A 19,570-nucleotide genomic window follows, 5' to 3' on the forward strand; every position below is an offset into this window, starting at 1 on the left:
ATGTTTTAAGTGATTTGTTCTATTGAAATCGCTAGAATTTGCTCCAGTTATAAGGTCAGCATATATTAACTCAATTAAAAATTGGGTTGTGCCTTTGTCCCATGAAAAACGACCTTATAGTTGTTAATAGAAGAAGAAGCCTTTGTGTTATTGATTAATGTTGTCATTTTTGTAGTAGGTTTAGTCGTTCTAAGTTGGAGCGCAGACCGTTTTGTTTATGGTGCCTCAGCTTTAGCCAAGAATATTGGCGTCGCACCTATGATGATTGGCCTCACTATTGTCGCGATGGGCTCCTCCGCGCCTGAAATTGTGGTGGCTGCAACGGCTTCACTAGCAGGCAGTAGCGACACTGCTGTGGGCAACGCACTTGGCTCAAATATCACTAATATCGCTCTAGTGCTTGGCATAACCGTATTGATAAAACCCTTGCTTGTATCGTCTTCTACTTTGAAACGCGAACTGCCGCTTATGCTAATAGTAACGCTTATAGCCGTTTATTTTTTAGCAGACAGCCACCTATCAAAAATTGAAGGGGTTGTTTTAATTACCCTCTTTGTGCTTGTGATTGCCGGAATGGCAGTTTTGTCATTTACAGTGGAAAAAAACGATCCTCTAATTGCCGAAACTGAAACTGAAGTACCTAGTGATGTACCCACGCCAAACGCGATTTTTTGGGTGATTGTTGGCATTATTCTGTTGCCACTTAGTGCTCACTTTTTAGTCGAATCTGCTGTTCATATAGCCAGACACTTTGGTATAAGCGACCTTGTCATTGGCTTAACTATTATCGCAATTGGTACTAGTTTGCCCGAGTTAGCCGCAAGTATTGCTGGTGTTTTAAAAGGTGAAGATGACCTCGCATTGGGAAATATCATTGGCTCAAACATATTCAATATTTTAGCGGTACTAGCAATGCCTGGCTTATTAAACCCTTCTGTTATTGATGGCAATGCAGCTAACAGAGACTCGCTAGTTATGTTAGGCTTATCAATATTATTATTTATTTTTTGTTTTAACTTAAAAGGGACTAGACGCATTAATCGAATAGAAGCCAGTATTTTATTAGGCATATTTATTGGTTATCAATTTGTGTTGTTTTCCTGATTTTGTTTAGCTGTTTTAGTTTAGCTATTTGGATGTAGCCATTTTTAATATGGTGCAATAAATTGTCGTTTAAGGTTATTGGCCCGACTCACCTAATTTAGCTGTAAAGAATTGATATGACTTATATACAATCTGCAAAACATACATTCGATATTCAAGTCAAAGGATTGCAAACGCTTGCAAGCTCTCTCGATGAAAGCTTCGAAAAAGCATGTGAACTGCTGCTTAATTGCGAAGGAAAAGTTGTAGTGTGTGGCATGGGTAAATCAGGTCATATTGCGAATAAAATTGCAGCAACATTGGCTAGCACGGGCACTCCTGCTTTTTTTATGCACCCAGGCGAAGCCAACCATGGCGATTTTGGCATGTTAAGTCAAAATGACGTGTTAATTGGTATCTCTAATTCTGGCGAAACGAGCGAGTTAATAGGCTTATTACCGTCAATAAAACGCATTGGCGTGCCGATTGTCGCAATCAGTAATAATATGACCAGTAGCTTGGCCAAAGCTGCAGCAGTTGTGCTTAATTTACATGTTGAAAAAGAAGCATGCTCATTGGGTTTAGCCCCCACTACCAGTACCACCGCGACGCTCGTCCTTGGTGATGCACTTGCCATAGCATTACTTGAAGCTAAGGGATTTACTGCACAGGACTTCGCTTTTTCTCACCCGGGTGGAGCACTTGGAAAACGTCTTTTATTGCAAGTATCTGATGTCATGGTAAGCGGAAAAGACATGCCTATTGTTAACGACAGCGCCACATTAAAGCAAGCCCTACTGGAAATATCGTCCAAAGGCCTAGGGATTACTGGCATTGTGGATGGCGACAATAAACTTATTGGCATCTTCAGTGATGGTGACTTGCGCCGAACTTTAGATAAACAAATAGATATCCATACCGCTTTAGTGAGAGATGTAATGACTCAGGGCGGTATTAGTTTGCTAGAAAATAGTTTAGCAATCGATGCAATTAATCTTATGCAAAATAAGCGTATAGCCGCTTTGTTTGTATTAAACCAAAAAAATCAGCCCATCGGCGCTCTTAATATGTATATGCTGCTTAAAGCTGGGGTAGTGTAAATGTCTGAAATTAAAACCCTCTACGGCACTGTTTCTGCGTCGGTTTTTGAAAAGTGTAAAACCATCAAACTGGTTGTATTTGATGTTGACGGCGTTTTCAGCGACGGCAATATTTATATGGGTAATAATGGTGAAGAACTCAAAGCATTTAATACAAAAGACGGATATGGCATAAAGGCCCTAGCAAGTTGCGGCATCCAAACGGCAGTGATTACTGGCCGACAGTCAAACATTGTCGAAAAGAGAATGCAATCACTCAACGTGAATTACATTATTCAGGGGCGCGAAGATAAAAATACCGCAATGATTGAATTAATGGAAGTAAGTGGGTTTAAAGCTTATCAAATAGCGAGTATGGGCGATGATATGCCAGATTTAGGCTTATTTGCTCACAGTGCAATAAAAGCAAGCGTAAATGATGCGCACCCAATGGTAAAAAGGGAAGCAAACTACATCACAAGTTTAGGCGGTGGCAAGGGCGCAGTTAGAGAGTTTTGTGATTTGTTTTTGCAAGTAAATAACAAATTAGAATTTAGTCATGGTGCAAGCTTATGAACCGAATAGGATGGAGTATTGCGCTAATTTTCTCAGCGGTGTTAGCACTTTATTTACCCACACTATTGGAACCAGAGGACGCATTAAATGAAAACAATAGAGATGGTTCACTTATTCCCAATTACAAAGCAGTGAACTTAAATAGCAAATTGTATGACAAAGAGGGTAAGCTAAGCCATCAAATGGCTGCAGAACAAATGGAGCATTATGAAGAGTTAGGCTTTGCCGTGTTCACCAACCCTGTTTATACGCTTTATTTAGATTCGGGTGAGCCATGGCAAGTAACCGCCAATGAAGCAACCTTGCACGACAATAATCGCATTCAGTTAGAAAAGAATGTTAAGATTGTGAATCTGCGCACCGAAGAGTATGTGCGTGAAATCAACACCGAGTATATAGAAATAAATTTGCAAAATAAGACCTTAATGTCCGATCAGATCGTCGAAATAAGCGGACTTGATTATTCTGTAGTAAGTGTCGGTTTATTTGGGGATTTAACAACCCAACAATACGAGTTAAAAGATCATGTACAAACACAATTTAAGCCTAGCTTGTAAAATAATCGCGACATCTGTCTTGTTAGCTTCAATTCAGGTGGCGCACGCCATGCAAAATCAACAAAGCACGGCTCAAGATGAAAGTGCTACAGCCTCAAAAGTCGATGCCATCAGTACTGACTTTAACTTACCTGTTACCTTAGTATCGAATAGTCAAACACTCGATGGCAAAAAGAAAACCTCTATATTTATTGATAATGTAGTGATTAGACAAGGTAGCTTGGAAATATTGGCACAACGAGTAGAAGCCGATGCGGCCGCCGGTAAAGGCAAAGAAATCATTATGGCCAGCGGCAACCCTGCCAGCTATAAACAACGCTTAGAAGACGGTACTATGGTTGAAGCACGAGCTAACGAAATAGTATACGAAGTCGGAGCTCGTACAATATCACTCAAAGGTGTGGCATCTATTGTACAAAACGAAATTCAGGTTACTGGTGATTCCATCGTTTTTGATATGGCAAAGGAACAAATTCTCGCATCTAGTACAGCAGATAGCAGCGGCCCAGTTACCACTGTACTGAGCCCTGGTGCATTTTCAAATAGTACACCCTCAGATAAAAGTAAAGAGAATGAAAACGAGGAAGACGAATAGTCGTGAACAGTACACTTTGCGCAAAAAACTTAGCAAAATCATATAAATCGAGACAAGTCGTTAGAGACGTTAGTATTGAAGTCTCCACTGGCCAAATTGTTGGTTTACTTGGTCCTAATGGCGCGGGTAAAACAACGACCTTTTATATGATCGTAGGCTTGGTTCCCTTAGACAAAGGTAATATTTTTATAGATCAAATAAATGTGAGCATGCAACCAATGCACGAACGCGCCAGGCAAGGTATTGGTTATTTACCACAAGAAGCATCCATTTTTAGGAAATTGAGTGTTTATGAAAACCTGATGGCTATTTTGCAAACACGCAAAGATATTTCAAATAACCAGAGGGAACAAATAGCCGACGAATTACTCGACGACTTTAATATCAATCATATACGTAATAATTTGGGCATGAGCTTGTCTGGTGGCGAAAGAAGACGGGTGGAAATAGCAAGAGCGCTTGCAGCCAACCCTAAATTTATTTTACTAGACGAACCATTTGCAGGTGTTGACCCAATTTCTGTAAATGATATAAAGAAGATAATATACCAATTAAAAGAGCGCGGTATAGGAGTACTGATCACTGACCATAATGTCAAAGAAACCCTAGATGTATGTGAAACAGCCTATATTGTTAGTCATGGCGAATTAATTGCTTCTGGAAATGCGCAAGAAGTACTATCAAATCAAACAGTAAGAGATGTATACTTAGGTGAGCAATTTTCTTTGTAGTTATTTTGAGTAAACTTTATTCGATTATTTAAATAATCATGCAAAAGAATGGACGGTGTTTGTCGATGTAGTAATTGAGGAACACTTAATATAAGTACATTAAAAGAATATGTTATATTGAGAATAAGCAAGGCGATACGAGACTGTTAAACAAATTAATTTTATAGGTGATTATAGCTAATATGTGTGAATCGTTTGTAGTGATAGGAATGTAATGAAACCTTCTTTACAGCTTAAATTTAGTCAACAGCTAACAATGACGCCACAGTTGCAGCAGGCGATTAAGTTGTTGCAACTCTCCACATTAGACTTACAACAAGAAATTCAAGAAGCCCTCGATTCTAACCCCTTGTTAGAGTCACTCGAAAACGAGAGTCGTGATGACCGCAACCAAAGCGAATCCGATTCTGAAACAGCGGGCGCGTCGGCAAGTGCATCAGAAAATACCGAAACACAAATCAATGGCGAGAAAGATGGCTCTGATCAAATGGACAGTCATGAGGCTTTAGAAAATAAAGAATTGCCCGACGACCTGCCAGTAGATACCTCTTGGGACGAATACCTAGGCTCCAGTTCAGCGCCTACTAAAATGGTGGGCACCAATCCCGATGACGATTTTATTTATCAAGGTGAAACTGTTGAGAGCATTCAAGACCATCTAATGTGGCAAACAGAAATGACCCACTTTAGTGAAACAGATAAATCTATCGCCATCGCTATTATTGATTCAGTGGATGAATCAGGTTACCTGACAGTGAGTGCAGAAGAGATACTAGAGAGCTTAGATGACGCCGAAATTGAACTTGACGAAGTAGAATGCGTGCTCAAACGAATTCAACGTTTTGACCCAGTAGGCGCTGCAGCTCGCTCGGTACAAGAATGCTTGTTAGTACAATTGCAACAGTTTGACGAGAATACACCATGGTTGGAACAAGCACGCTCTTTAATTGAAGAACATAGCGATTTAATTAGCAGCAAAGACTACCGTACGTTGATGCGTAAAACACGGCTTAAAGAAGACCAATTACGCGAAGTCATGCGTTTACTAAAAACCCTAAATCCCCGTCCTGGTAGCGTTGTTTCTGCGAGAGAACCTGAATATGTCATACCCGATGTCAACGTTTACAAGAAAAAAGGAATTTGGACGGTAGAATTAAATAATGAAGCATTGCCGGCTTTATCCGTAAACGAAACTTACGCTCAGTTGTCAAAAACGACAAAAAATCCGAACGATTCTCAATATATCAAGTCTCACTTACAAGAGGCAAAATGGTTTATAAAGAGTTTAGAAAGTCGTAACGAAACATTACTCAAAGTGTCGCATTGTATTGTCGCAAAGCAACGAGAATTTTTTGAGCAAGGTCCAGAAAAAATGCAGCCCATGGTACTCAATGATGTTGCTGAAATGGTAGATATGCACGAGTCGACCATTTCTCGAGTCACCACACAAAAATATATGCATACCCCTAGGGGAATATTTGAGCTGAAATACTTTTTCTCTTCTCATGTGTCAACAGACTCAGGTGAAAACTGTTCGTCTACTGCTATTAGAGCCTTTATTAAGAAAATGGTCGCTGACGAACCATCCCATAAACCATTAAGTGACAGCAAAATTGCACAAATGCTCGCTGAGCAAGGCATAAACGTTGCTAGGCGAACAATTGCAAAATATCGGGAGTCTTTAAACATTCCCCCTTCCAATCAGCGAAAAAGTCTCGTGTAAACGAGCAAAAGAGGATTATTTATATGCAAATTAACCTGACAGGTCATCATGTAGAAATCACCGATTCATTACGCAACTATGTTGATACAAAGTTTGAAAAATTAGAGAGGCACTTTGATCATATCAACAACGTACATGTAATTTTAAACATCGAGAAATTGAGTCAAAAAGCTGAAGCTACAATGCATTTAAACGGTGGTGAAGTTTTCGCCAACAATGAACATACCGATATGTATGCAGCCATTGACGGCTTGATAGACAAGCTAGACCGACAGGTTATTAAGCATAAAGAAAAGTTAAAACGACATTAACTAGAGCGACTCAAATGCCAGCTCTATACTTTTAAGCTCCTTTAAGAATAAACGATATACTAACCATCGTTAAGAAATATCAATGATAATAAACGACATCATTTCACTCGACCGGACTCAATGTTCGGTTGAGTGCAACAGTAAGAAACGCATCTTTGAAATCATTTCTCAAATTGCTGTGAAACAATCTCCTGAATTAGACCAACTTGAAGTGTTAAGTAGCTTAATTAGCCGCGAAAAAATGGGCAGTACTGGCATAGGCAATGGCATCGCGTTACCGCATGGCAGGATAAAAGGCCTGGCCAATATGATAGCTGTAATTGTGACAAGCAATCACCCAATTGAATTTGATGCCATAGATGGTCATCCAGTCGATATCTTCTTTGCTATCTTGGTACCAGACGAGCAAACAGACCAACATTTACAAGCGCTTTCAGGTATCGCGCGCAAATTAAGTAATAAAGATATTGTAAAAGCCATCCGAAAAGCAGAAACTAAAAACCAAATAGTGGCAGCTTTGGCATAATAAACATCATGAAACTGTTAATAATAAGTGGGCGTTCAGGTTCTGGAAAGTCAATCGCTTTAAGAGCTTTAGAAGACTTGAGCTATTATTGTGTTGATAATATTCCGGTTTCACTCTTGCCCACGCTAACACATACAGTAGTTGAACAGCACGAGCTTGTTGCGGTTAGTATTGATGTTAGAAACATGCCCGAAACAGAAAATGAAATTAGTGAGTTACTCGAATATCTCCCTGAATTTTGGGATATCACTATTATATTTTTAGACGCCAGCGATGACGTACTGATTAAGCGTTATAGTGAAACTCGGCGACTACACCCTCTTTTTAAACAAAGTAACTCCTTGATTGATGCTATTAGCGCCGAGCAAGAAATTCTGGTTCCTGTAGCTGAGAAAGCCGACCTTCATATCAATACTGATCAATTATCAGTCCACGATTTAGCCGAACTAGTTAGAGAACGTGTTTTGGGTAAAAAAAGCTCTGATTTGGTCATTGTATTCGAATCATTTGGATTTAAATATGGCCTGCCAAAAGACAGTGACTATGTATTTGATGTCCGCTTTTTGCCCAATCCACATTGGGAACCTGACTTACGCCCTTTAACCGGCTTAGATGGACCCGTCGAGCTATTTTTATCTGGGCAACCCCTGGTAATGAAGCTCATTTGGCAAGTACAAAGCTTTGTCACAACTTGGCTACCACATTTGGAGCGCAATAACAGAAGCTATGTCACTATTGCTATTGGATGTACGGGTGGGCAACATAGGTCAGTTTATGTGGCACAGGCCCTCTATGAAGCTTTTAAAAATAGTCATGGTGATGCACAAGTTAAGCACAGAGAATTAAAACGAATTACACCCAAAATAGAAAACACGCCTAGTACTCAAAATCTGCTTAATGACGATACCACTGTAAGCAATTTTAAACCTATCAATAATAACGACTAAAAATGTGACAAAAAGCGTGAAGATTACTAAAACCTTAACCATTCTCAATAAGCTTGGTTTGCATGCGAGAGCAGCCACTAAACTCGTGGAACTTGCTTCAAAGTATCAAAGTGACATTATTATTTCGCAAGATGACCAAGCAGCACCGGCAAATAGTGTGATTGCTTTATTGATGCTGGGCAGTGGAAAAGGTAAACAAGTAACGGTTGAATGCAGTGGGGTGGATGCTGAAAACGCAATGTCTGAAATCGAAAATCTAATCGCCAATAAATTCGACGAAGGTGAATAAGCCACTGAATTAACAAGAATTCACTGAATTATTGACGACTTAGTGTTATACTATTTAGCCAAATTTCCATGTTTATGGTTACTGTTGGGTTTAATCCAATGTCAGAAATTATCGACAATTCAGATACACAAACACGCTTGTTATCTATCAACAGGTATCTAAACGCTGGTGCATTCGTGCGAGTGCGCAAGCTCCTGCACGATATTCCTGCTGGCGATGTTGCATTGTTGCTTGAATCTTCAGTCACTAAAACACGTGATGATTTATGGCAAATGCTAGATGCAGATTTTCATTCTGATGTGCTAGAAGAGCTCAGTGAAGACGTAAGAAACGGCATTATTGGCAAAATGATGCCTTCAAGTGTGGTCGATGCCCTTGAAGACATGGATACTGATGACTTAGCAGAGACTCTCAGTACCCTACCCGAAGATGTACTCAACAGTATTCTTAAGTCTATGGACACTCAAGACCGTTTGCGTGCTGAAAAAGCCTTGTCGTACGGCGAAGAAACTGCTGGTTTCATTATGAATACCGACACGATTACTCTTAGGCACGAGGTGTCGGTTGATGTTGTCATTCGATATCTTCGTTTAAAGTCGGAGTTACCGGAAAACACCGATACCTTATATGTAGTCAATCGCCAAGACTTATTAATCGGAACCGTTTCTTTAGCTCGACTACTCACCTCAAGCCCCGATGTGAGTGTTGAAGAAATTATGGATGATGAACCTATTTCTATAAAAGTAGACATGCAAGAAAGCGAAGTTGCTAGCATGTTTGAACGCTACGATTGGTTATCAGCACCAGTTGTAAACAATGAGGGTATTTTGCAAGGCCGAATCACCATAGATGATGTTGTAGACATCATCCGCGAAGACGCAGAACACTCAATGATGAGCATGGCTGGTTTAGATGACGAAGAAGATACGTTTGCGCCAGTAGGTCAATCGACTAAACGCCGTTCTGTTTGGTTAGGGGTAAATTTGATAACCGCCCTTTTGGCTGCCGCGGTAAGTGATATGTTTGAGGCAACGCTAAGTCAATTAGCTGTTTTAGCAATACTCAATACAATCGTGCCTAGTATGGGTGGCGTCGCCGGCAACCAAACCTTAACACTAGTCATAAGAGGCATGGCTTTGGGTCACGTTTCCACTACAAACTCTATTTGGTTAGTAAGAAAAGAGTTAGCCATCGGCTTTTTTAATGGACTCATTTGGGCAGCACTTATAGCTTCTGTTATTGCTATTTGGAAACAGGATTATATGCTGGGAGCGGTCATTGCATTTGCCATGATGATGAATATGATTGCAGCGGGGTTAGCAGGAGCAACTCTGCCAATTATTATGAAAAGAATGAAGATAGATCCTGCGCTAGCGGGTAGCGTTATCCTAACCACTATTACCGATGTCGTCGGTATTTTTGCCTTTTTAGGCACCGCCACCCTATTTCTAATTTAATCTTCAATTTTATTCTGATTAATCCACTCGTGTAAGGCAAGTACGTCTTGATCTATTGCTTGGTTAAGTTGTTCAACCCACTCATGCACATTTTCCCACCACGCGGGGTGATCACCTTGTTGAATAGAATTCGCCGTCGACTGCACTCGCGATAAGCCAACCGACCCTGCAGCTCCTTTAATTTTGTGTGCCTGAGAACATACTTCATCTTTGTCGTCGGCGGCTAAAGCGACATTTAATAGTTCCATATATTCGGGTATTTTTTGTTCAAAGACCTGTAGGCTAGCCGCAATCATACCTTCACCAATAGTTTCAACAAGCATGGTCAATAGGTCAGCATCCAAAACATCTTTTTCCACTTTACCAATTACTACAGGGCTCATCGCTTGTGGCTCATTTTCAATGCTTTCATCAACCAAAATATCATTGGCGAACAGTTCGTTAAATACGCGTATCATGCGGCTTTTCTTAACAGGCTTTGCAATAACATCGTCCATTCCATTGCGAATATATTCGTCATGCTTTTTAATCACATTAGCGGTTAGTGCAACAATGGGGGTACTTAATACTAAGTCAGCTTCTAATAGGGTTTTTGCCACATCAAATCCCGACATGTCGGGTAATTGAATATCGAGTAGTATTAAGTCGTAAGTGGTTTCTTTTACCATATCTATGGCTTCTTGACCGGTCATTGCTACCGATACATGCTGACCTAATTTTTCAAGTAAGGCTTTTGCTACCATTACATTCAATTCAATATCTTCTACTAATAATACATTAAGGCCGGTTACTCTTAACTCTTCCACATCGGGACTTTTGTTAGTCACAGTAACGGGAAGCTTAATCTCAAAACAAGTGCCTTCATTCAAAACACTGTTTACGTTGATTTCACCGCCCATCTTATCCACCATTTGCTTACAAATCGCTAAGCCAATACCTGTGCCGGTTGCGGCCTGAAAATCTTCTCTTTGTACTTGATAATACATAGCAAAAATCTTGTCTAATTGAGCACTTTCAATGCCTATTCCAGTGTCTTGGATGGTAAATGTAATTTCGGCTTGGCTTTCACTATGAATAACAGAACTCATTGTCAACGACACAGAACCTTTAGGTGTAAATTTTACTGCGTTAAACAACATATTCCATAGGACTTGTCGCAAACGAGTGCCGTCAGCCTCAAAAGTTACCGGTACCGGTTCGATCACTTTGTAATTAAATGTTAAACCTTTATCAGACGCTAGTAGCTTAATAATGCTCGATATTTCATTGATAAAACTCATCGTGGTAACAGTTTTTATTTGAATTTCTACTTTTTCACGATCAAGTTTATCCAAATCAATGATATCGTTAAAAATATTACCTAAGGTAATGGCACTTGCATATATGGTGCTGATCCATTCATGTTGTTCTTTATTTAGGTTCGTATCACGGAGCATTCGCGACAACCCTACTATGCCGTTTAGAGGAGTTCGTAATTCGTGAGATATCGTAGCAATAAATTTAGTCTTGTCTTTACTCGCTTGTTCAACTGCAAGCTGTGACTGTTTACGTTCGGTCATATCTCGACCAAACGCCAATAACCCCAGACGATGTCCGTCTTTATCGAAAAATGGCACTTTTCGCATCTCAAAATAGCGTCTTCTACCATCAGCAAATTTCAACCATAACTCTTCTGTAATAGGCGCATTTGTTTCCAATACTTCATGATCAGAGGCTGCTACCTGACTGGCCAGATCCTCTTCATATACTTCGTGAGGCGTTAGGCCTAGCAGTTCTTCTTCAGATCGCCCAACAAGATCTTCTGCCACTGTGTTGCAACCTGCAAACCGCCCTTCTTCGTTGCGGTAATAAATCAAATCGGGAGACGCATCGATGATAGACCTTGTCAGAGTTGACAAACGTCTAGCTTGTATTTCTTGTTCAGATTTTTCTTTGATTTCTTGTTCTAACTTGGCAAACATTGACTCCCGTTCGAGTTGGGCATTTTTGCGTTGCTCAATTTCGTAATTTAATTGCCGAATATTATTTTGTAGCTCGCGGTTAAGAATAACATCGTGACGCCGGAGTCTTTCGAGTTGCTCAACAGCTTCACCTAAATTAGTGCGCGAATGCTCTAATTGCTTAATTAATTCACTAAAGAAATAAAGGACCCAAGGAGCCGTTATTAACACTAGTACAATCGAACTGATAAAGTCTTCCGATTCAAATTCACGTCCTAACGCAATGCGCACACCAAAAGAGCCTGCAGTTGTAACAAATAAAGTAAACAATACAAAAAGAACACTAACTTTAATTGGACCAATTTTATCCACAAATTTTGCAAATTTTATGGCCCAAGATTCAGGTGGTGTTTTTATCAAAGTATGCTCCCGTTAAAACATTGGATAAATAACTGACGTATGATGGTTTTGTAAGAACAGCGCATGCTATCAGGATTTTAGCTTCCTCAAAAGAGACTTATTCTTTGAAGGACACTTTTAAATCAAAAAAATGCTTATTTATGCCAATACATTGCATCAAATTTGCAATATTGGTTGCGAAAACAACTAAATTTTACAGATGCTTAACGCTCGGCTAAAAAATTACTCTGAATAACAGTGTAAACGCGAAAAAAATAAATTATTAATAAACAATAAGTTATATGCCATTGATTTAATGAATGGCAATATTCGCCAAACTGATAATTGATTTCTGACCCATAAATATGTACCTTCAGTACCCCGCTTAGTGAAATGAATAAACATTCGATATGTAAAAAGGCATTAGACCGAGTATCGACAGTCAGCTAACGACATAATAATAATAAAATGAGGGGCTAACCATTAAACAGTGTTTTTACTTATTAGCCACCAAATACATTAACGCATATTTTGCACAACAATGCCTAAGGTTATCTGGGCGATAAATACCTGCGTGACGGCAACTACGTAGAGAAGGAGTAATGCATGGGTCTTTACCATTCATCTGATTCAAAAGACAATTGTGGCTTTGGCCTAATAGCGCACACCGAGGGGCAATCCAGCCATCAGTTGGTCAGCACTGCCATTGAAGGCCTTGATAGAATGCAGCACCGAGGCGGTGTCGCTTCCGATGGCAAAACCGGTGATGGTTGCGGTCTGTTATTACAAAAACCCGACGACTTCTTTAAAAAAGTAGCGAACGAAAATGGTTGGAGTTTAAGCACCAACTATGCTGTTGGTATGGTGTTTTTATCGCAAGATCCGATTAAAGCTCAACAATCACGTGAAGCACTCGCACAATCATTAGAACAAGAGATGCTATCAGTTTTGGGTTGGCGCGTTGTGCCGGTAGACCACAGTGTTTTGGGCGACCTTGCTAAAACAGGCGTGCCACAAATAGAACAAGTGTTTGTTAATTGCCCAAGTGGTTGGTCTGCACCTGACTTAGAACGCCGATTGTATATGGCGAGGCGTCGAGTTGAAAAAGAATTAGAAGCTGACGAAGACTTTTATGTTGCTTGTTTATCTAACTTTGTGACGATATATAAAGGGCTAGTTATGCCACGTGATTTGCCTAAATTCTATTTGGATTTAGCAAACCCAGACTTAACTTCGTCTATTTGTGTTTTTCACCAACGTTTTTCTACCAATACTCTGCCTAAATGGCCACTGGCACAACCTTTTAGATTTTTAGCCCATAATGGTGAAATAAATACAATCAAAGGAAATAGAGAATGGGCAATAGCACGTACAAGTAAATTTGCCACCCCTCTTATACCCGACCTTAAACAAGCCGCACCTTATGTCAATCTGCAAGGGTCTGATTCTAGTTCCTTGGATAATATGTTAGAACTGTTCTTAGCCGGTGGTATGGATATTTACAGAGCTATGCGTTTGCTAGTGCCGCCCGCTTATCAAAATAATGACACCATGGACCCAGAGTTACGCGCATTTTACGAGTTTAACTCGATGCATATGGAACCTTGGGATGGCCCTGCTGGCATTGTGATGACAAACGGCCGCCATGTGGCGTGTAACTTGGATCGTAATGGTTTGCGTCCAGCTCGTTACGTAATGACTAAAAATGGCTTTATTACACTCGCGTCTGAAATTGGTATTTGGGATTATGCAGACGAAGATGTGCTGGAGAAAGGACGAGTTGGGCCGGGCGAAATGCTTGCGGTCGACACTCACACTGGAAAAATATGGCGCTCTACAGAAATAGATGATGAACTGAAATGCCGTCACCCTTACTCTAAATGGCTAGAGGAGCATATCGAAAGGCTGAAGCCGATTGAAGAATGTGACGCTGTTGAAATTGGTGTACGCGTATTTGATGACAAAAAGATGGATACTTATCATAAGCTCTTTAACTATAGCTATGAAGAAATGCAGCAGGTCATCAAAGTCTTGGCTAAAGATGGTCAAGAGGCAGTCGGCTCCATGGGTGATGATACGCCAATGGCAGTTATGTCATCTAAAGTACGAACTATGTATGACTATTTTAGACAACAATTTGCACAAGTGACTAACCCTCCTATAGATTCACTGCGTGAAAATCATGTGATGTCATTGGCTACTTGTATTGGACGGGAACAAAATGTCTTTAACGAAACAAGTGGTTATGCACATAGGGTGTTATTCGAATCGCCTGTATTGATGTATACCGATTTAAAACAGTTGTGCGAATTTAATAATGAACACTATCACAACGAAAAAATCGAACTGAATTTTGCTGCCAGCGAAGGCTTACAACATGCTTTGAACCGCGTTTGTGACGAGTGTGTTGACGCTGTCAAAAACCGCAACGCTGCTTTTTTGATTTTATCAGATCGCGATATCCAAAAAGGTAAATTACCTATTCCAGCCGCTATGGCAGTGGGTGCAGTGCAAAAGCGCCTTGTAGAGCAACAATTACGTTGTGATGCCAATATTGTTGTCGAAACGGCATCTGCGCGTGATCCTCATCATTTTGCGGTCCTCATTGGATTAGGCGCTACTGCAATTTATCCATTTTTAGCCTACGAAACAGTAGAGCAAATGGTCGATAAAGACGACCTCGACATTTCTCCTTTGGATGCCATCAAAAATTACCGCAAAGGCATTAATAAAGGCTTATTTAAAATAATGTCGAAAATGGGCATAAGCACTATCGCCAGTTACCGAAGCTCAAAACTCTTTGAGGCTGTTGGTATTAACCAAGAAGTCATGGATACCTGCTTCTCTGGAGTACATAGCCGCATACAAGGAGCAAGTTTTGTAGATTTTGAACAAGACTTAATTAATGCAGACAGAATAGCTTGGTTAGCTCGCAAACCGATTAGTCATGGTGGCTTATTGAAATATGTACATGGTGGCGAATACCATGCATATAACCCTGATGTGGTTAGTTCGCTGCAAAAAGCGGTAGTAAGTGGAGAATATACTGACTACAAAGTTTTTTCTAATTTGGTCAACAATCGTAATCCAAGTCACTTACGCGATCTGATGACAATCAAAACAGGCCAGGCAATAGACATAGATTTAGTAGAATCTGCCGAACAATTATTCCCTCGTTTTGATACAGCGGCAATGTCTATTGGCGCACTTAGTCCTGAAGCACATGAAGCACTCGCAATTGCGATGAACCGTCTGGGCGGACAATCAAATTCTGGCGAAGGTGGTGAAGATCCTGCTCGATTTAACACTGAGAAAAACTCCAAAATCAAGCAAGTTGCGTCAGGAAGATTCGGAGTAACACCTCATTATTTGGTAAATGCTAGTGTCATCCAAATTAAGGTTGCCCAGGGTGCAAAACCAGGCGAAGGTGGACAATTGCCCGGTGATAAAGTAAACAAATACATCGCTCAACTGCGCTTTTCAGTACCTGGCGTAACATTAATATCACCGCCGCCGCACCATGATATCTATTCAATCGAAGATTTAGCACAATTAATTTTTGATTTAAAACAAGTCAACCCTTCAGCTTTGATATCAGTAAAACTAGTATCGGAGCCTGGAGTAGGCACAATTGCCACTGGTGTTGCTAAAGCTTATGCCGACCTTATTACAATTTCAGGTTATGACGGCGGCACAGGTGCAAGCCCATTAACCTCAGTTAAATATGCAGGGAGTCCATTTGAATTGGGTTTAGCTGAAACACAACAAGCCCTAGTTGAAAATGGCCTTCGCCACAAAGTGCGAGTGCAAACGGATGGCGGCTTAAAAACAGGGCTTGATGTTGTTAAAGCGGCAATGTTAGGCGCTGAAAGTTTTGGGTTTGGAACAGGACCCATGGTTGCATTGGGCTGTAAATATTTACGTATTTGTCACTTGAATAACTGTGCGACAGGCGTAGCAACCCAAGACAATAAATTGCGTGAAAACTATTTTATAGGCTTGCCCGAGATGGTCATGAACTACTTTAAGTTTGTCGCCCAAGAAGTACGAGAAATTATGGCAAGTATTGGTGTTTCCCAATTCAAAGACTTGGTCGGTAGAACCGAATTACTTGAATTATTAGATGGACAAACAGCAAAGCAAAATAAATTGGATTTATCGCCTTTACTGGAGAAACCAGCAGCAGGGACTCATACCGCACTGTTTTGTTCAGAAACCACCAACGCACCAATCGACAAAGGTGAGTTGAACCAACGCATTGTTACCGATTGCGAAGGTGCTGTTATGGCACGTAAATCTAAGTCCTTAATTTATAAAGTCAGAAACACAGACCGCTCTGTAGGGGCTACACTTTCAGGCTACATTGCACAGCGTCATGGCAATCATGGCATGAACGATACGCCGATTAAAATAACCTTAAGTGGTACTGTTGGACAGAGCTTTGGCGTATGGAATGCCGGTGGTCTTGAAATGACACTTGAAGGTGACGCCAACGATTATGTGGGTAAAGGTATGACAGGTGGTAAATTAGTAATCCATCCTCCTTTAAGCGCTAAATACGATACTCATGGCAGTGCGATTATGGGCAATACCTGTCTTTATGGTGCCACCGGTGGAAAACTATACGCCGCTGGGCGCGCGGGTGAACGATTTGCGGTAAGAAATTCAGGCGCCATTGCAGTCATCGAAGGCGCAGGTGATAATGCATGCGAATACATGACTGGCGGCATAGTGGCTATTCTTGGAAGTGTTGGTGTTAACTTTGGCGCCGGTATGACAGGTGGGTTTGCTTATTTGTATGACGAATTTGATGATATGAAACATCGCATAAACCACGAGCTCGTAGAAGTCTTAAACATTGAAGACAAAGTAATCCTCTCGGAGCATTTACGCGGTTTGATAAACTCTCATTATGAAAATACAGGAAGCCGTCATTCACTTAATTTGCTAACCAATTTTGCAGATGAGATAAAACGCTTCTTATTAGTAAAGCCCAAAACCAGTGATGTGAAAAGCTTGTTGGGTCATATTAGTCGTTCGAGCGCCGAATTGCGCGTTCAAGCACAATAACCTTGACCGAACAAAGGAGATTTTGAAGTATGGCGAAAAATGTATATCAATTTGTTGACGTCGAACGTATTGACCCGCCTAAAAAGCCCATCATTATGCGTAAAGAAGAGTTTGGTGAAATATACCAACCCATGACTTCTTCACAAGCAGCGGGGCAAGCCGATAGATGCTTAGACTGCGGGAATCCTTATTGTGAATGGAAGTGCCCCGTGCACAATTTTATTCCACAATGGCTAGATTTAGCGAACGAAGGAAAAATAGTAGAGGCAGCTGAACTTTCTCATAAAACTAATAGTCTGCCCGAGGTATGTGGCAGGGTATGCCCACAAGATAGATTATGTGAAGGAGCTTGCACACTCAATGATGATTTTGGAGCGGTAACAATAGGTAGTATCGAAAAATATATTACCGATACTGCATTTAAAATGGGTTGGCGTCCTGACATGTCTGAAGTCCAATGGACAGACAAGAAAGTGGCTATTGTAGGTGCTGGTCCAGCCGGTTTAGCATGTGCAGATGTACTCATTCGCAACGGTGTTAAGCCAGTAGTATTTGATAAATATGAGGAAATTGGCGGCTTACTAACCTTCGGGATTCCCTCATTTAAACTTGAAAAAGACGTGATTACCTTGCGCCGAGAAATATTTACGGATATGGGCATTGAGTTTAGGCTGAATACTGAAGTTGGCAAAGATATTACTTTTCAAACCTTATTAGATGATTACGAGTGTGTCTTTTTGGGTATGGGCACATACAAAGCAATGCAAGGTGGTTTTGCTCATGAAGATGCTCCAGGTGTATTTGAAGCATTACCATTTTTGATTGCAACGGCTAATCGCGTAATGGGACTAGAAAAATCACCTGACGACTACATCGATATGAAGGGCAAAAAAGTGGTGGTGCTTGGTGGTGGCGATACCACCATGGACTGCGTTCGTACGTCAATAAGACAAGGTGCAGAGTCTGTAACTTGTGCTTACCGACGCGACGAAGAAAGCATGCCTGGTTCGCGACGAGAAGTTGTTAACGCGCGAGAAGAAGGTGTCAATTTTGAGTTTAACATTCAGCCTATCGATATAGCGGTAAATGAGAAAGGCGAGACCATTGGTGTGAGAATGGTGCGCACCGAAATGGGAGAGCCTGACGCACAAGGTCGCAGGAGGCCTGTTGAAATTGCAGGCTCTGAGCACGTAATGCCAGCCGACGCCGTCATTATTGCCTTTGGATTTCAACCCAGTCCTGCTCCTTGGTTTGGGGAATTTGGTATTATGTTAGACGAGAAAGGTCGTGTAAGAGCCCCCTCAGCAGGTCATTACCCCTTCCAAACAAGTAACCCTAAAATATTTTCAGGTGGCGACATGGTCAGAGGTTCTGATTTAGTTGTTACCGCTATTGATGAGGGACGTAGAGCAGCAGAAGGCATACTCGATTATTTAGAAGTATGACAATACTCTACTAATTATTATTTAATCACACTTGCTTAAATATTTGGGTTATTACACTGAGTATTTAGGCAAGTGCAAACCTACCTTTACCGAGTGCCAAGCTTTGGCAAACCTAACAAATCTTCTTATTGCAAACTAAGCTTGCTCCAGCAGCTTGTATCTTAGTAACACGCTTACTTATTAACAGTGATACCAATAACACTGACAATAAACCTAAGAAAGACTGGATAAGTATTAAAGTAGCGCAGTAAACATTGTTTATAGCATGCCGATACAATCATATATCGAATAACATATTTTGGAGTCAACAATGAAAACTGGATACTGGAAAGCGTCAGTAAAGCTAATGGGGCTTCTTTTAATTTTTGCTGTAAGCAGTGTGTCGGCATTTAAAGCTGACGAAGAACAAGCCATTGAAAATCACTCAAACACTGATATAAGCGAGAGCATGCAAATAGAAGCGCAAGCCTGCCCAGAATCATTTTATGATATTAGTTTGCCGTCGGGCGGCAAACTGTGCCAAGTTTTTGCCGCGGATTTTCCTGCATCTATGATATTTTTTGTGCCCACATCTCCAGAGGAAGTCGTTAACTTCTATAAAAATGATTCCACACAATTTACCAATAGCAAACAAGTAAAAGACCGCTTTATGTTACAAACTAGCGATAAAAATACCACCCTGATCATATCTGCAGACGGCGAAGGGTCTCAAGTTGATGTACTTATTAAGGCAATATAGAAATTAGCTTTCGAGCTGTCTTAATATCAACAAAGCACTTCGGTACAATCAACTAATTAGTTCCAATACATTACTTGGCATATTGCTTGCTAACTTCCATAAC

16 protein-coding genes are annotated in these 19,570 nt (G+C 40.7%); 15 read left to right on the forward strand and 1 reads right to left on the reverse strand.

Annotation, left to right across the window (positions count from 1 at the left end; all coding sequences use genetic code 11):
* Positions 1-120 precede the first annotated feature (120 nt).
* The 12 genes from RM552_RS14130 to mgtE all read left to right on the forward strand — a co-directional run bounded on the left by RM552_RS14130 (position 121) and on the right by mgtE (position 9,874).
* Entirely contained in the window at positions 121-1,104 is a 984-nt protein-coding gene (locus tag RM552_RS14130) for a calcium/sodium antiporter (RefSeq protein ID WP_311369502.1), read from the forward strand.
* Between the two features lie 116 nt (positions 1,105-1,220).
* Positions 1,221-2,183 carry a KpsF/GutQ family sugar-phosphate isomerase gene (locus RM552_RS14135; RefSeq protein ID WP_311369503.1) on the forward strand — a complete coding sequence of 321 codons (963 nt, stop codon included), beginning with the start codon at positions 1,221-1,223 and terminating at the stop codon, positions 2,181-2,183.
* A complete protein-coding gene (gene kdsC / locus RM552_RS14140) occupies positions 2,184-2,738 on the forward strand; it encodes a 3-deoxy-manno-octulosonate-8-phosphatase KdsC (RefSeq protein WP_311369504.1) in 555 nt (184 codons plus the stop codon).
* On the forward strand, positions 2,735-3,295 hold the full coding sequence (lptC, locus tag RM552_RS14145; protein WP_311369505.1) for an LPS export ABC transporter periplasmic protein LptC: 561 nt from the start codon (positions 2,735-2,737) through the stop codon (positions 3,293-3,295). The genes kdsC and lptC overlap by 4 nt, the downstream gene beginning before the upstream one ends.
* A gap of 49 nt (positions 3,296-3,344) precedes the next feature.
* Positions 3,345-3,890, forward strand: a complete 546-nt coding sequence (gene lptA, locus RM552_RS14150) for a lipopolysaccharide transport periplasmic protein LptA (RefSeq protein ID WP_311369506.1) — start codon at positions 3,345-3,347, stop codon at positions 3,888-3,890.
* Positions 3,891-3,892: 2 nt separating this feature from the next.
* Positions 3,893-4,621 carry an LPS export ABC transporter ATP-binding protein gene (gene lptB / locus RM552_RS14155; protein ID WP_311369507.1) on the forward strand — a complete coding sequence of 243 codons (729 nt, stop codon included), beginning with the start codon at positions 3,893-3,895 and terminating at the stop codon, positions 4,619-4,621.
* Between the two features lie 214 nt (positions 4,622-4,835).
* Complete coding sequence (locus tag RM552_RS14160; RefSeq protein ID WP_311369508.1) at positions 4,836-6,344, forward strand: RNA polymerase factor sigma-54; 1,509 nt, start codon at positions 4,836-4,838, stop codon at positions 6,342-6,344.
* Between the two features lie 23 nt (positions 6,345-6,367).
* Positions 6,368-6,655, forward strand: a complete 288-nt coding sequence (gene hpf, locus RM552_RS14165; protein ID WP_311369509.1) for a ribosome hibernation promoting factor — start codon at positions 6,368-6,370, stop codon at positions 6,653-6,655.
* Positions 6,656-6,737: 82 nt separating this feature from the next.
* Entirely contained in the window at positions 6,738-7,181 is a 444-nt protein-coding gene (gene ptsN, locus RM552_RS14170) for a PTS IIA-like nitrogen regulatory protein PtsN (protein WP_311369510.1), read from the forward strand.
* A gap of 8 nt (positions 7,182-7,189) precedes the next feature.
* On the forward strand, positions 7,190-8,128 hold the full coding sequence (rapZ, locus tag RM552_RS14175) for an RNase adapter RapZ (protein WP_311369511.1): 939 nt from the start codon (positions 7,190-7,192) through the stop codon (positions 8,126-8,128).
* A gap of 16 nt (positions 8,129-8,144) precedes the next feature.
* Positions 8,145-8,417 (forward strand): HPr family phosphocarrier protein, encoded by a 273-nt coding sequence (locus RM552_RS14180; protein ID WP_311369512.1) that lies wholly within the window; start codon positions 8,145-8,147, stop codon positions 8,415-8,417.
* Between the two features lie 98 nt (positions 8,418-8,515).
* The gene (gene mgtE / locus RM552_RS14185; protein WP_311369513.1) at positions 8,516-9,874 is read left to right on the forward strand and encodes a magnesium transporter; all 1,359 of its coding nucleotides are present in this window, start codon (positions 8,516-8,518) and stop codon (positions 9,872-9,874) included.
* On the opposite strand, the gene arcB is transcribed toward mgtE, so the two are convergent.
* Positions 9,871-12,234 (reverse strand): aerobic respiration two-component sensor histidine kinase ArcB, encoded by a 2,364-nt coding sequence (gene arcB / locus RM552_RS14190; RefSeq protein WP_311369514.1) that lies wholly within the window; start codon positions 12,232-12,234, stop codon positions 9,871-9,873. The two genes, mgtE and arcB, sit on opposite strands and share 4 nt — an antisense overlap.
* A gap of 585 nt (positions 12,235-12,819) precedes the next feature.
* Between arcB and gltB the strand changes: the two genes are divergently transcribed.
* The 3 genes from gltB to RM552_RS14205 all read left to right on the forward strand — a co-directional run bounded on the left by gltB (position 12,820) and on the right by RM552_RS14205 (position 19,467).
* Positions 12,820-17,283, forward strand: coding sequence for a glutamate synthase large subunit (gene gltB, locus RM552_RS14195; RefSeq protein WP_311369515.1), 4,464 nt, complete (start codon positions 12,820-12,822; stop codon positions 17,281-17,283).
* Positions 17,284-17,312: 29 nt separating this feature from the next.
* Positions 17,313-18,728: an FAD-dependent oxidoreductase gene (locus RM552_RS14200; protein WP_311369516.1), complete on the forward strand. Its 1,416-nt coding sequence runs from the start codon at positions 17,313-17,315 to the stop codon at positions 18,726-18,728.
* A 310-nt stretch (positions 18,729-19,038) separates the two neighbouring features.
* The gene (locus RM552_RS14205) at positions 19,039-19,467 is read left to right on the forward strand and encodes a hypothetical protein (protein ID WP_311369517.1); all 429 of its coding nucleotides are present in this window, start codon (positions 19,039-19,041) and stop codon (positions 19,465-19,467) included.
* Positions 19,468-19,570 lie beyond the last annotated feature (103 nt).

The sequence above is a fragment of the Glaciecola petra genome (genome assembly GCF_031846345.1).
Taxonomy (GTDB): Bacteria; Pseudomonadota; Gammaproteobacteria; order Enterobacterales; family Alteromonadaceae; genus Glaciecola; species Glaciecola petra.